This is a genomic window from Streptomyces sp. NPDC037271 (assembly GCF_055603605.1).
The window spans coordinates 213,443-226,410 of record NZ_JBVJVN010000004.1; the positions used below are offsets into that span (position 1 = coordinate 213,443).

General features: G+C 70.4%; 11 protein-coding genes. 7 read left to right on the forward strand and 4 right to left on the reverse strand.

The features are described from left to right. Window positions 1-20 precede the first annotated feature (20 nt). Window positions 21-905: a glycerophosphodiester phosphodiesterase gene (locus tag ACZ7G3_RS10805; RefSeq protein WP_426598277.1), complete on the reverse strand. Its 885-nt coding sequence runs from the start codon at window positions 903-905 to the stop codon at window positions 21-23. Window positions 906-1,195: 290 nt separating this feature from the next. Between ACZ7G3_RS10805 and ACZ7G3_RS10810 the strand changes: the two genes are divergently transcribed. The 6 genes from ACZ7G3_RS10810 to ACZ7G3_RS10835 all read left to right on the forward strand — a co-directional run bounded on the left by ACZ7G3_RS10810 (window position 1,196) and on the right by ACZ7G3_RS10835 (window position 9,680). Further along, window positions 1,196-2,074, forward strand: a complete 879-nt coding sequence (locus tag ACZ7G3_RS10810; protein WP_470924954.1) for an MHYT domain-containing protein — start codon at window positions 1,196-1,198, stop codon at window positions 2,072-2,074. Window positions 2,075-2,114: 40 nt separating this feature from the next. Next, window positions 2,115-4,265: an excinuclease ABC subunit UvrB gene (gene uvrB / locus ACZ7G3_RS10815; protein WP_426598276.1), complete on the forward strand. Its 2,151-nt coding sequence runs from the start codon at window positions 2,115-2,117 to the stop codon at window positions 4,263-4,265. A gap of 141 nt (window positions 4,266-4,406) precedes the next feature. Next, complete coding sequence (locus ACZ7G3_RS10820) at window positions 4,407-4,985, forward strand: TerD family protein (protein WP_426598275.1); 579 nt, start codon at window positions 4,407-4,409, stop codon at window positions 4,983-4,985. A 93-nt stretch (window positions 4,986-5,078) separates the two neighbouring features. Next, window positions 5,079-7,127: a TerD family protein gene (locus ACZ7G3_RS10825; RefSeq protein ID WP_470924751.1), complete on the forward strand. Its 2,049-nt coding sequence runs from the start codon at window positions 5,079-5,081 to the stop codon at window positions 7,125-7,127. 253 nt (window positions 7,128-7,380) lie between these two features. Continuing rightward, the gene (locus ACZ7G3_RS10830) at window positions 7,381-8,382 is read left to right on the forward strand and encodes a TerC family protein (RefSeq protein WP_426598273.1); all 1,002 of its coding nucleotides are present in this window, start codon (window positions 7,381-7,383) and stop codon (window positions 8,380-8,382) included. Between the two features lie 197 nt (window positions 8,383-8,579). Then, a complete protein-coding gene (locus tag ACZ7G3_RS10835; protein ID WP_470924753.1) occupies window positions 8,580-9,680 on the forward strand; it encodes a calcium:cation antiporter in 1,101 nt (366 codons plus the stop codon). 14 nt (window positions 9,681-9,694) lie between these two features. On the opposite strand, the gene ACZ7G3_RS10840 is transcribed toward ACZ7G3_RS10835, so the two are convergent. Beyond that, window positions 9,695-10,741, reverse strand: coding sequence for a S66 family peptidase (locus ACZ7G3_RS10840; RefSeq protein WP_470924754.1), 1,047 nt, complete (start codon window positions 10,739-10,741; stop codon window positions 9,695-9,697). A 104-nt stretch (window positions 10,742-10,845) separates the two neighbouring features. Between ACZ7G3_RS10840 and aroQ the strand changes: the two genes are divergently transcribed. Beyond that, window positions 10,846-11,319, forward strand: a complete 474-nt coding sequence (aroQ, locus tag ACZ7G3_RS10845; RefSeq protein ID WP_426598270.1) for a type II 3-dehydroquinate dehydratase — start codon at window positions 10,846-10,848, stop codon at window positions 11,317-11,319. 120 nt (window positions 11,320-11,439) lie between these two features. Here the strand turns inward: aroQ and ACZ7G3_RS10850 are convergent, their stop codons facing one another. Beyond that, window positions 11,440-12,096 carry an MBL fold metallo-hydrolase gene (locus tag ACZ7G3_RS10850; RefSeq protein WP_426598269.1) on the reverse strand — a complete coding sequence of 219 codons (657 nt, stop codon included), beginning with the start codon at window positions 12,094-12,096 and terminating at the stop codon, window positions 11,440-11,442. Between the two features lie 70 nt (window positions 12,097-12,166). Beyond that, a complete protein-coding gene (locus ACZ7G3_RS10855) occupies window positions 12,167-12,853 on the reverse strand; it encodes a maleylpyruvate isomerase family mycothiol-dependent enzyme (RefSeq protein WP_470924756.1) in 687 nt (228 codons plus the stop codon). Window positions 12,854-12,968 lie beyond the last annotated feature (115 nt).

The following is a 12,968-nucleotide window of genomic DNA, read 5'->3' on the forward strand; positions in this document are numbered from 1 at the left end:
GTGCTCCCGGCACGACGGGATCACCGTTCGGCCGAGTCCTCGCCCACGGCGTCCCGCACCACGTCGGGCTTGTTGGTGATGATGCCGTCGACGTCGTACCCGGCGACCCGCCGGGCGGTGTCCGCGTCGTCGACCGTCCAGGTGAAGACCTCCAGCGGCCTGCCGTGCGCTCCCGTGAAGGCGTGCACCGAGGCCACGTAGCCGGTGGAGAGGGAACCGTGCGACGGATTGATCTGGTCGGTGAACTCGGCGTACGCGGGCAGGTCCGCCACGGACGGTGTGCCGAGGAACCCGGTCCTGACGGCCGGCTTTAGTTCGTGGACGGTCCGGACGCTGTCCGCGCTGAAACTCTGCACGACCAGGCGGCCGGCCACATGCCGCCGGTCGAGCCAGCCCTCGTTGGCGAGGACCTTGAGGGTCTGCTGTTCGATGCCCGGATACAGCTGGGGGTTCTTCAGCTCCAGCAGCAGCTTCTGGTGATTGTGCTCCACACGGTCCACGTACTGCTTGAGCGTCGGCACACGCGCGCCCGCGTACTGGGACCCGAACCAGCTCCCCGCGTCCAGCCGGGCGATCTCCGCGGCGGTGAAGTCCTTCACCTTCCAGGGCGACCGGTCGGGGAAGACCTCCTCCACGTTCGTCGTACGGCGAAGGTTGTCGTCGTGGAGGACGACGAGTTCGCCGTCCCTGGTGCGCTGGACGTCGTTCTCCACCCAGCGGATGCCCAGCTCTGCGGCCTTGTCGACGGCGGCCAGCGTGTTCTCCGGCGCATAACCGGAAGCGCCCCTGTGGGCGACGACCGAGGGCCCTTCGTCGGTCTGGGCGCCCCGGGCGTGTGAGAGCGGAGCGAGCAGGGCGACTCCCAGAAGCGCGGTGGTCGTGACGGCAACTGCGCGCACGTGCATGCGTACTCCTCGCGTCGAGCGATCACGGACAGCACCACTGTGGCACCAGAGAGTCAATAGAAGAGGGGTGCAGAATGGCCGCAGACTGAACGGAGTTGCTCAACTCCACTCACCGGGGCCGCACAAGTGGGGCAAACCCGTGATTCTTTGCCGGAGAATCGTTCGACCATTCCGGTGGGAGTCATACTCTCTGCCTCGACCCTGACCGTTGACGCGGTCCCGGGAGGGGCGCACATCAGGGGAAATTCCGGCACATGACCGGGCGCGAGAAGGCGGAAGGGCAGCCGCACATGCAAGGCACGGTCGAGGGATTCAGCTATGGACTCGTCACACCGCTGGTGGCCTACCTCATGGCCTGTCTCGGCGGTGCCCTCGGCCTGCGCTGCACCACCAGGTCCATGCGGGTCACCCGGTCCTGGCGCCCCGGATGGCTCGCCCTGGGCTCGGCGGCGATCGGCTCCGGCATCTGGACCATGCACTTCGTCGCCATGATGGGGTTCACGATCGAACACACGCCGATCCGCTACGACTGGCTGATGACCTTCGCCAGCCTGGCCGTCGCCATCGTCATGGTGGGCATCGGGATCTTCATCGTCGGCTACCGGGGCGCGCGGGGAGCGGCCCTGTTCACCGGCGGCACCATCACCGGTCTGGGCATCGCCTCGATGCACTACCTGGGCATGGCCGGGATGCGTCTGGACGGGCAGCTGACGTACAACACGTTCACCGTGGCCGTGTCCGTCGTCATAGCCATGGCCGCCGCCACCGCGGCCCTGTGGGCGGCCGGGCAGGTCCGCGGTTTCCTGTGGAGCGTGGGCGCCAGCCTGATCATGGGGCTGGCCGTCACCGGCATGCACTACACGGGCATGGCCGCCCTCGAGGTCCATCTCCACGGCACGGCCGACCCCTCCACCGGAGGCTCGCCCGCCGAACTGCTCGCCCCCATGCTGATCGGCCCCCTCGCCTTCCTCCTCCTGGCCGGCGTGGTGGTCATGTTCGACCCGCTGATGGTCACGGGGAAGCCCGCCGGAATCCCCGTCGAGAGGAAGCCGGGCGTCCCCGCCCGCGCCGAGGCCCCGCACACGGTCCGCGGTCCGGCACGCCACCTCGCGCACGACAGGCGCCGCCCCCTCGTCCACCGGTGCTCCCGGACCCCGCAGAACCGCTGATCCGGACCGGTTGTCAGTGCGGGGTCGTACGGTGGAACCCATGCGGCCCGTTTCCCAGATCGAACGCACGGTGGCGCCCTTCGAGGTCGTCAGCCCCTACCAGCCGAACGGCGACCAGCCGGCGGCCATCGCCGAGCTCGCCCGGCGCGTCGAAGCAGGCGAGAAGGACGTCGTCCTCCTCGGCGCCACCGGCACCGGCAAGTCCGCCACCACCGCGTGGATGATCGAGAAGCTCCAGCGCCCCACCCTCGTGATGGCGCCGAACAAGACCCTGGCCGCCCAGCTGGCGAACGAGTTCCGCGAGCTGCTGCCGAACAACGCCGTCGAGTACTTCGTCTCGTACTACGACTACTACCAGCCCGAGGCCTACGTCCCGCAGTCGGACACCTACATCGAGAAGGACTCCTCGATCAACGAGGAGGTGGAGCGCCTGCGCCACTCCGCGACCAACTCACTGCTCACCCGCCGTGACGTCGTCGTGGTCGCCTCCGTCTCCTGCATCTACGGTCTCGGCACCCCGCAGGAGTACGTGGACCGCATGGTTCCGCTCCGGGTCGGCGAAGAACACGACCGGGACGAGCTGCTGCGCCGCTTCGTGGACATCCAGTACACGCGCAACGACATGGCCTTCGCCCGCGGCACCTTCCGGGTGCGCGGCGACACCATCGAGATCTTCCCGGTCTACGAGGAGCTCGCGGTCCGCATCGAGATGTTCGGTGACGAGATCGAGGCCCTGTCCACCCTCCACCCGGTCACCGGCGAGATCATCAGCGACGACCAGCAGCTGTACGTCTTCCCGGCCTCCCACTACGTCGCGGGCCCCGAGCGCCTGGAGCGGGCGGTCAACGACATCGAGAAGGAGCTGGCGGAGCGCCTGGCCGAGCTGGAGAAGCAGGGCAAGCTCCTGGAGGCCCAGCGGCTGCGGATGCGTACGACGTACGACCTGGAGATGCTCCGCCAGATCGGCTCCTGCTCCGGCGTCGAGAACTACTCCATGCACTTCGACGGCCGCCTGCCCGGTTCCCCGCCGAACACCCTGCTGGACTACTTCCCGGACGACTTCCTGCTGGTCATCGACGAGTCGCACGTCACCGTGCCGCAGATCGGCGCCATGTACGAGGGCGACGCCTCCCGCAAGCGGACCCTGGTCGACCACGGCTTCCGGCTGCCCTCCGCGCTCGACAACCGCCCGCTGAAGTGGGAGGAGTTCCAGGGACGCATCGGGCAGACCGTGTACCTGTCGGCGACCCCGGGCACCTACGAGCTCTCCCGCTCGGACGGCGCCGTCGAGCAGATCATCCGTCCCACCGGCCTCGTCGACCCCGAGGTCGTCGTCAAGCCCACCGAGGGCCAGATCGACGACCTGGTGCACGAGATCCGCAAGCGGACCGAGAAGGACGAACGCGTCCTGGTCACCACGCTCACCAAGAAGATGGCCGAGGACCTCACCGACTACTTCCTGGAACTCGGCATCCAGGTCCGCTACCTGCACAGCGACGTCGACACCCTGCGCCGCGTCGAACTGCTCCGTGAGCTGCGGGCCGGCGAGTACGACGTCCTGGTCGGCATCAACCTGCTCCGGGAGGGCCTCGACCTGCCGGAGGTGTCCCTGGTGGCCATCCTCGACGCCGACAAGGAGGGCTTCCTGCGCTCCGGCACCTCCCTGATCCAGACCATCGGCCGGGCGGCGCGCAATGTCTCCGGTCAGGTCCACATGTACGCCGACAAGATCACGCCGGCGATGGAGAAGGCCATCGACGAGACCAATCGCCGCCGCGAGAAGCAGGTCGCGTTCAACAAGGCGAACGGCATCGATCCCCAGCCGCTCCGCAAGAAGATCAACGACATCGTGGCGCAGATCGCCCGCGAGGACGTCGACACCGAGCAGCTGCTCGGCTCGGGCTACCGCCAGACGAAGGAGGGCAAGGGCACCAAGGCCCCCGTGCCCTCCCTGGGCGGCCAGGCGACGGGCGGCGGTGCCAAGGCGGCCAAGGCGGCCAAGGGCAGGCCCAAGGAGACGGCGGTGACCGACCGCCCGGCGGCGGAACTCGCCGAACAGATCGAGGAGCTCACCACCCGTATGCGGGCGGCAGCCGCGGACCTCCAGTTCGAGATCGCCGCCCGGCTGCGCGACGAGGTCTCCGAGATGAAGAAGGAACTGCGCCAGATGAAGGAGGCCGGCCTGGCCTGACGGCCCGCCCGGGTACGCGCTGTGTTGCAAGAACGACACAAAGTGCGGACTCGGGTGGGGCACCGTCAGTGCCCCTGCGTAGGGTTCTGGACAACCGCGGGGACCGCGGCAACAGGGGACCGCTCGAGAGGGGATCAGCGCGTGACCGTCAACATGACCAAGGGTCAGGCCATCAGTCTGCAGAAGAACGACGGCGGCAGCCTGACGTCGGTGCGCATGGGTCTCGGCTGGCAGGCGGCTCCCCGGCGTGGCCTGTTCGGCTCGCGCACCCGGGAGGTCGACCTGGACGCCTCCGCCGTCCTGTTCGCGGACAAGCAGCCGGTCGACGTCGTCTTCTTCCGCCACCTGGTGAGCGACGACGGCTCGGTGCGCCACACGGGGGACAACCTCGTCGGCGGTGTCGGCCAGGGCGGCGACGACGAAGCCATCCTCGTCGACCTGCAGCGCATCCCGGTCCACATCGACCAGATCGTCTTCACCGTGAACTCCTTCACGGGTCAGACCTTCCAGGAAGTGCAGAACGCGTTCTGCCGCCTGGTCGACGAGACCAACGGCCAGGAGCTCGCCCGCTACACGCTGGCGGGCGGTGGCGCCTACACGGCCCAGATCATGGCGAAGGTCCACCGGGCGGGCCAGGGCTGGGCGATGACCGCCATCGGATCCCCGGCCAACGGCCGCACCTTCCAGGACCTGATGCCGGCGATCCTGCCGGTCCTGTAGCGGGCCGACACGACCTGCCGGCCCCGTGTTCGGGACGGGCGGGCGCCGCACGGCACATCACGAGCGACGCACGAGTGACACAGGGGGAAGGCGATGACGGCCGAGCTGACGCGGGGGCAGAACCTCCCGCTTCCCCGGGCCCGTCTCGAGATCCGGGTCTCGGCCGGCACGCCGATCGTGGCCGGAGCCACGCTCGGCGACGAGAACGGCACGGTCCAGGGCGTCGAATGGGTGGCCCACCCGGGCAGACCCACCCTCCCGGGTCTGGAGGTCTCCCGGCAGGCAGCCGCCGACCATCGCCTCGCGGTGGACCTGGAAGCGGTGCCGGACGCCGTGCACCGCGTCAGTGTGCTGCTCGCCCTGCCCGCCGGCGGAACGGGCCCGGCCCGTTTCGGGGCCGTCGCCGCACCCTTCGTCGCCGTCACGGGCCTCGACGGCGACGAGGTCGCCGGCTACACCATCACCGGTCTGGAGGCCGAGTCCGCCGTCGTGGCTCTGGAGCTCTACCGGCGCCAGGGTGCCTGGAAGGTGCGCGCCGTCGGCCAGGGTTACGCGGGAGGCCTCGCCGAGCTCCTCACCGACCAGAACCTGCCCCAGGCCCACGAGCTCGCCGGGAACATCCAGGACGCGGTGGCCGGTGGCCTGGCCCGTTCGGTGCCGGCACCACCGGCTCCTCCGGCCAGGACGGCCGACGGCAACCGCTCACGGCAGGCCGCCGCCCCGGCACACGGCGAGGACCACGGCGCCGCCGCACCCCAGGGCGCCACCGGCCCCGTGCCCCCGGCCTCCCCGTACGGCCCCCCGGGCGTGCCTGAGCCGCAGACGCCCGGTGTCCCAGGGCAGCACGGCACACAGCAGCCGTACTCGGGAGGACCGGGGGACTCCGGCACCACCGGCCGGTCGGCCGCGCCCGCCGGCGGCCCGATCGACTACAGCCACCCGCGTCGGCAGAACGCCGCTCCGCCTCCGCCCCCGCCGGCCGCGCAGCCGGCCGCACCCGGGCAGCCCGCCCGGCCCGTCGCGGGCGATGCCACCGGCTGGTCCATGGAGGAGCGGCTCTACAACCAGGTGTGGGGCATGTTCGAGGACCTGGCACGCACCACGGCCGCGTACCGAAGCGCCGTCGACTTCGCCGACTCGCGCATGGAGAAGGAACTCGACCAGGTCCTGTCCGACCCGCGCGGCCGGATCGGAGGTCAGGGCGACGCCGCCCGGGAGGCGGCGCGCGCCCGGCACGCCCAGCTGGTGTCCCAGGCCCAGGAGGTCCTGGACCGGGACGTCGCTCAGCTCGCCGCCGAGGCCGAGGTGGTCGAGCCCGCCCTGCCGGCGGCCTACGCACGATGGGACAACCCCGTCTGGCACGCCTACCGCGTGCCCATGGAGATGCCCATGGCCCTGCGGCTGGGCGATCTCCACCTGCCCGAGTCGCCCCGCATCAGCATCCCGCTGCTGGTCCGGCTGCCGCTGGAGCGCGGCCTGTGGATCGACAGCGGGCGTTCCACCTCGCTCGACGGTTCGTTCGCGGACGCCCACGAGATACGGCGCCTGGGCCTGGAGACAGCTGTCGCGCACGCGGCCAGGCTGCTCGCCGTCCATCCGGCGGGCGAGTTCACCGTGCACGTCATCGATCCGGCCGGATCAGGGACGCAGGCACTGGCCCCGCTGGTGCGGACCGGAGTGCTCGCGGCCCCGCCCGCCGCGGGGGCCGCCGGGACGGCGGACGTGCTCACCCGCCTCACCCAGCGCGTCGACCTGGTGCAGATGGCGTTGCGCGGCGGAGCCCCCGACGCGCTTCCGCCCGGTCTCGACACCTCCCAGCAACTCCTGATCGTCAACGACTTCCCGCACGGCTTCGACGACCGGGCTGTGAACCAGCTGCGCTATCTCGCCGACGAGGGACCGGTCGTGGGCGTTCACCTGATGATGGTCGCCGACCGTGAGGACTCCGCCGGGTACGGGCCGCTGCTCGACCCCCTGTGGCGCTCGTTGCTCCGGCTGACGCCGGTGGCCGACGACCATCTCGCCGACCCGTGGGTCGGGCATGCCTGGACGTACGAGCCCTCGCTCGTGCCGCCCGGCAGCCAGGTGCTCCAGCAGGTGCTCACCCAGGTCGCCGCGGCCCGCCGTCCGTGGGACCGGTGACGGCCTCCGAACTGGGCTTTTGAGCTTTATTTGCGAATCTCTTTACCATTCCTTGGTAATGGGCTACTGTCGTTCGTACGGAGGGGAGTACTCCCTGTCTGTGCGGCGTACCCGTCAATACGGATCAGGCCAGATCCCGGGGCGTCGGCCCGTGGGTTCGAGCGCGTCACGCGTTCCGAACCCGGGGTGGAAGAGACCTCCGGCAGCGACGACGCTGACATTTGCCGTGTGACGTACTGCCGGAGGCGTAGTAGTGGAAGTTTCTGTGGCCCTGTGGGTCCTGACCGTCGTGGGCCTCGCTGCCCTGATCGGCGCCGATTTCTTCATCGGCCGCAAGCCGCACGACGTATCGATCAAGGAAGCGGGGATCTGGACGGCCGTCTGGATCGCCCTGGCGGCCCTCTTCGGAATCGGCCTGTTCATCTTCGGTGGCGGACAGCCCGCCGGCGAGTTCTTCGCGGGCTACATCACCGAGAAGTCCCTGAGCGTGGACAATCTCTTCGTCTTCATCCTGATCATGGCGAAGTTCGCGGTGCCCTCGCAGTACCAGCAGCGAGTGCTCCTCATAGGTGTCCTCGTCGCCCTGGTCCTCAGGACCATCTTCATCGCGGCGGGTGCCGCGATCATCGCCAACTTCTCCTGGGTCTTCTACATCTTCGGCGCCTTCCTCATCTACACCGCCTGGAAGCTCATCCAGGAGGCCCGGGCCGACGAGGACGACGAGGAGTTCGAAGAGAACAAGCTGCTCAAGGCGGCCGAGCGCCGCTTCGGTGTCGCCGACCGATACCACGGCACCAAGCTGTGGATCGAGGAGAACGGCAAGCGCATCATGACCCCGATGCTGGTCGTGATGCTCGCGATCGGCACCACCGACGTGCTCTTCGCCCTCGACTCCATCCCGGCGATCTTCGGCCTGACCCAGGACCCGTACATCGTGTTCACGGCCAACGCGTTCGCCCTGATGGGTCTGCGACAGCTGTACTTCCTCCTCGGCGGACTGCTGAGGAAGCTGGTGCACCTCTCCTACGGCCTGTCGGTCATCCTGGGCTTCATCGGCGTCAAGCTGGTGCTCCACGCCCTGCACGAGTCCGGTGTCCACGTCCCCGAGATCAGCATCCCGGTCTCGCTCGGTGTGATCTGCACCGTCCTGGTCGTCACCACGATCACCAGCCTCCGCGCCTCCAAGAAGCAGGCCGAGGCGGAAGCGGCGGCCACCGAGGGCGACGACGCTCCGAAGGACAGCGTCGAGGCCTGAGCACGTACGACCCCAAGTCGGACGTGGGAGACCACCACCGGGAGCGGCGAGGCGGCGAAGAGCCGCCCGCCGCTCCCGGCGTACGCCGTGGGGAAGGGCCCTGAGCCTGCCCCGAATACGCGGTGGCCGGTCGAAGGGGTTCGCCGGTCCGCGTGACAGAGAATGCGGCGCCCGTCGCCCCCTGCGACGATCACCGCATGGTCACTGGTCCCCGGGCGCTCATCACGCAGTGGACGACCGTCATGCCCGTGGTCGCGGTCCTGCTGCTGGCCCTCACCTGGGGGCGCGATCTGCCCGGTGCGGTCGTCGCGCTGCTGACGATCGTCCTCGCGTCGGCCGTACTGGCCGCCGTGCACCACGCCGAGGTGGTCGCCCACCGGGTCGGGGAACCCTTCGGTTCCCTGGTCCTCGCCGTCGCCGTCACGGTCATCGAGGTCGCGCTCATCGTGACCCTCATGGCGGACGGCGGCGACAAGAGCGCGACGCTGGCCAGGGACACGGTCTTCGCGGCCGTGATGATCACCTGCAACGGGGTGGTCGGCCTCAGCCTCCTGGTCGCCTCCCTGCGGCACGGCACCGCCGTGTTCAACCCGGAGGGCACCGGCGCCGCCCTCGCGACGGTAGCGACCCTGGCCACGCTCAGTCTGGTACTGCCGACGTTCACCACCAGCGCGCCCGGCCCCGAGTTCTCCACCGTCCAGCTGACCTTCGCCGCACTCTCCTCGCTGGTCCTCTACGGCCTGTTCATCGCGACCCTCACGGTGCGGCACCGCGACTACTTCCTCCCGATCACCCGCCAGGGCGACGTGATCACCGTGGAGGACCACGCGGACGCGCCGTCCACCCGCACCGCCCTGACCAGCCTGGGGCTGCTGGCCCTGGCCCTGATCGGCGTGGTCGGCCTGGCGAAGGGGGTGTCGCCCACCATCGAGGACGGAGTGGCGGGGGCCGGACTGCCCCACGCCGTCGTCGGCGTCATCATCGCCCTGCTGGTACTGCTCCCCGAGACCATCGCCGCCCTGCGCACCGCGCGCCGCGACCGCGTGCAGACCAGCCTGAACCTCGCGCTCGGCTCGGCGATGGCCAGCATCGGCCTGACCATCCCGGCGGTCGCCCTGGCCTCCGTATGGCTCTCCGGACCCCTGGTCCTCGGCCTCGGCTCCACCCACATGGTGCTGCTCGCCCTGACCGTGGTGGTGGCCTCGCTGACGGTCGTGCCCGGCCGTGCCACACCTCTGCAGGGAGGCGTCCACCTGGTGCTGTTCGCGGCGTATCTGGAACTCGCCGTCAACCCGTAGACGACGGCGGAGCGTCAGTACGTGACGGTGATGCGCCGGGCCGGCCCGTCGACCCGTACGGTGCCCCCGTACGGGATGACGACCTGCGGATCGGTGTGGCCGAAGTCCACGTCGAAGACGACCATGGCGTCGGGGGCGTAGCTCCGCATCACCCGCAGTACCGCCTCACGCTGCTCCGCCGCGTACCGGGCGCCCTCCTCGGGGCTGTTGGGGCGCTCGAAGGTCCAGGTCTTCGGGCGGGCCATCAGCAGCGCGGAGAAGTGCCGGAGCAGGCCGCGCTCGCCCATGTTGCGCAGGGTGCGGAAGACCTCCGTGGCGCTCGGCATCTCCTCGGAGGTCTCCAGGATCAGCACGCCGCCGTCGTACTCCGCCGGGTCCCGCGCGATCTCGCGGTCGGCCATCAGCAGCCCGCCGAGGATCTCCAGGCAGCCGCCCCACGTGCGCCCCTCGGTCACCCGGTCGGCGTTCACCCAGGACCAGCCCGACCCGGGCCGGGACCCCGGCTCCTCGTCGAAGGTCGCCGGGTCGGCCCAGTCGCGGTCGACGTCGTTCCAGCGCTCGGCCGGCCGCAGCTCGTACGGGCCCGAGGTGAACAGCGCCGCACGCAGGGAGTCGGCGGTCTGCGGGTGCATGGCACCGGGACGCCCCAGCTCGACCATGACGCTCGTGCCGTGGTAGCCGACGATTCCGGTATTGCGCAGGTAGGCGAGGAGATTCGTGTTGTCGCTCATGCCGAAGAACGGCTTCGGGTTGGCCCGGATCAGCTCCCGGTCCAGCAGCGGCAGCACGGTGATCTGGTCGTCTCCGCCGATCGACGCGATCACGGCCTTGATCCCGGGGTCGGCGAAGGCCGCGTGGATGTCGGCGGCCCGCTCATCGGGCGTGGAGCCCATCTTCCGGGTGGCGGGATACTCGACCGGCTCCAGGCCGTACTCCTTGCGCAGCCGTTCCAGCCCCAACTCGTAGGGGACCGGGAAGAGTCCCGGCAGCCCCGAGGCGGGGGAGATCACTGCGACACGGTCGCCCGGCGAGGGCTTGGGCGGGTACACGATCGTCGTCATGGGCGGAGGGTACGGCCGGCCGGGTTGTCGGCGCACCGTGATAAACCGGGGTCCGAGCGGCGGTCACGCAAGGGCCGCCGCACCCCGAACGGACCGGAGGAACCGTGCCCCGCACCCTGGCCAACGCCCCGATCATGATCCTCAACGGCCCCAACCTGAACCTGCTGGGTCAGCGCCAGCCGGAGATCTACGGCTCCGACACGCTGGCCGACGTCGAGGCCCTCTGCGTGAAGGCGGCGGCGGCGCACGGCGGCACGGTCGACTTCCGGCAGTCCAACCACGAGGGCGAACTGGTCGACTGGATCCACGAAGCCCGGCTGAAGCACTGCGGAATCGTGATCAACCCCGCCGCCTACTCGCACACGTCCGTCGCCGTCCTGGACGCGCTCAACACCTGCGACGGGCTGCCGGTGGTGGAGGTCCACATCTCCAACATCCACCAGCGCGAGCCGTTCCGGCACCACTCCTACGTGTCGCAGCGCGCCGACGGGGTCATCGCCGGGTGCGGTGTGCAGGGGTACGTGTTCGGGGTGGAGCGGATCGCGGCGCTGGCCGGGGTGGGGCGGGCCCAGGCCTGAGGGGCCCGGGTTCCGGGACCGCCGGCGGGGAGCGCGCACTGCGCACCGGTGGGTGGGAACGCCTCGCGCGGGCGCGCGGAGAACGACGGGCGGCACGCGCCCGCCGCACGCGCCCGGCGTTCACCAGCCGCGTTCGCGCCACTCCGGCAGGTGGGGCCGTTCCGCCCCGAGTGTGGTGTCCTTGCCGTGCCCCGGGTAGACCCACGTCTCGTCCGGGAGTACGTCGAAGACCTTGGTCTCCACGTCGTGCATCAGGCTCGCGAACGCCTTCGGATCGTCATGGGTGTTGCCCACACCGCCCGGGAAGAGACAGTCCCCGGTGAACACATGGGGATGCCCGTGCGGGTCGTCGTACACCAGGACGATGGAGCCCGGTGTGTGCCCGACCAGGTGGCGTGCGGTGAGCTCCACCTGCCCCACCCGGATCGTGTCGCCGTCGTCGACGAGGACGTCGGTCGGCACGGGGATGCCCTCCGCGTCGTGCCGGCCCGCGTAGGTGCGGGCGCCGGTGGCCGCGACGACGTCGGCGAGCGCCTGCCAGTGGTCGCCGTGCCGGTGGGTGGTGACGACGGACGCGATGCCGCCGTCACCGATCGTGCCGAGCAGCGAGTGCGCCTCGTTCGCGGCGTCGATCAGCAGCTGCTCGTCGGTGGCCCGGCAGCGCAGCAGATAGGCGTTGTTGTCCATCGGGCCGACCGCGACCTTGGTGATCATCAGGTCCTTGAGCTCGTGCACGTCGGCGGGGCCGCCGACCCGCACCTCTCCGCTGTACGTCATGACCGCCAGCCTAGCGCCGGGAGGCGGTCCGCGGACCGCCTCCCGGCTGCAGCGGAACCGCCGTCCACGGCTACAGCGGGGGCAGCGACGGCAGCGGGCCGCCCTCCACCGTCAGCGCGGACCCCTCGCGGCGCCCGGCGAGCCAGCCGAGCAGGTCGGCCGGGGGACCGGTGACGGTCACCTCGGGGGCGCCCGCCTCCCGGCCCGTGCTCCACGCGCGCGTGCCGTCCGTGAGCCGGGTGGGCGGCACGTCCGGGTGCCCGGCGAAGCGGGCGGCGAGGAAGTCGGTCTCGCGCTCGGTGAATTCCGCCGGAAGGTCCTCCAGCTCGTATCCGATGCCCAGGTCCACGTGGTGCAGCTCCACCTCGACCCACCGCCGGAACGGCAGCCGGGAGGCCGAGTCGGTGACCCCTCCCCGCAGCTCCACGGTGCGCGACCAGTCCGCGGGCGCGGCCGAGACGTCCTGGAACCGGGCCGCGCTCTCGCGCACGTCGGCGAGCTGGGCGTCGAGGGGGCGCGGGGCGTCCCGCTCGATGTCGGCGTCCCGGGCCTCGCCGGAGACGTACATGGGGCGTCCTTCGAGGACGTTCACGAGGGCGTCCGCGTTGCGGGCGAGGTGGGCGAGGACGTGGCCGCGGGTCCAGCCCGGCAGCCGTGACGACTCCGTCACGGACGTGTTGTCCAGTTTCCCGACCGCGGTGAGCAGCCGCTCGGTAGCGTCACGTACAGACGCCAGGTCATGCGCGTGATCAATCATGGTGCTGACCCTAGACCGCGTCACACCTTCGGGTGAAGGTGGCGGACGACGCCCGCAAATCGAATGCACGTGCTATATGGTCGGACGCGGCGTCGGGCATGCTGGGGAGTCGGGG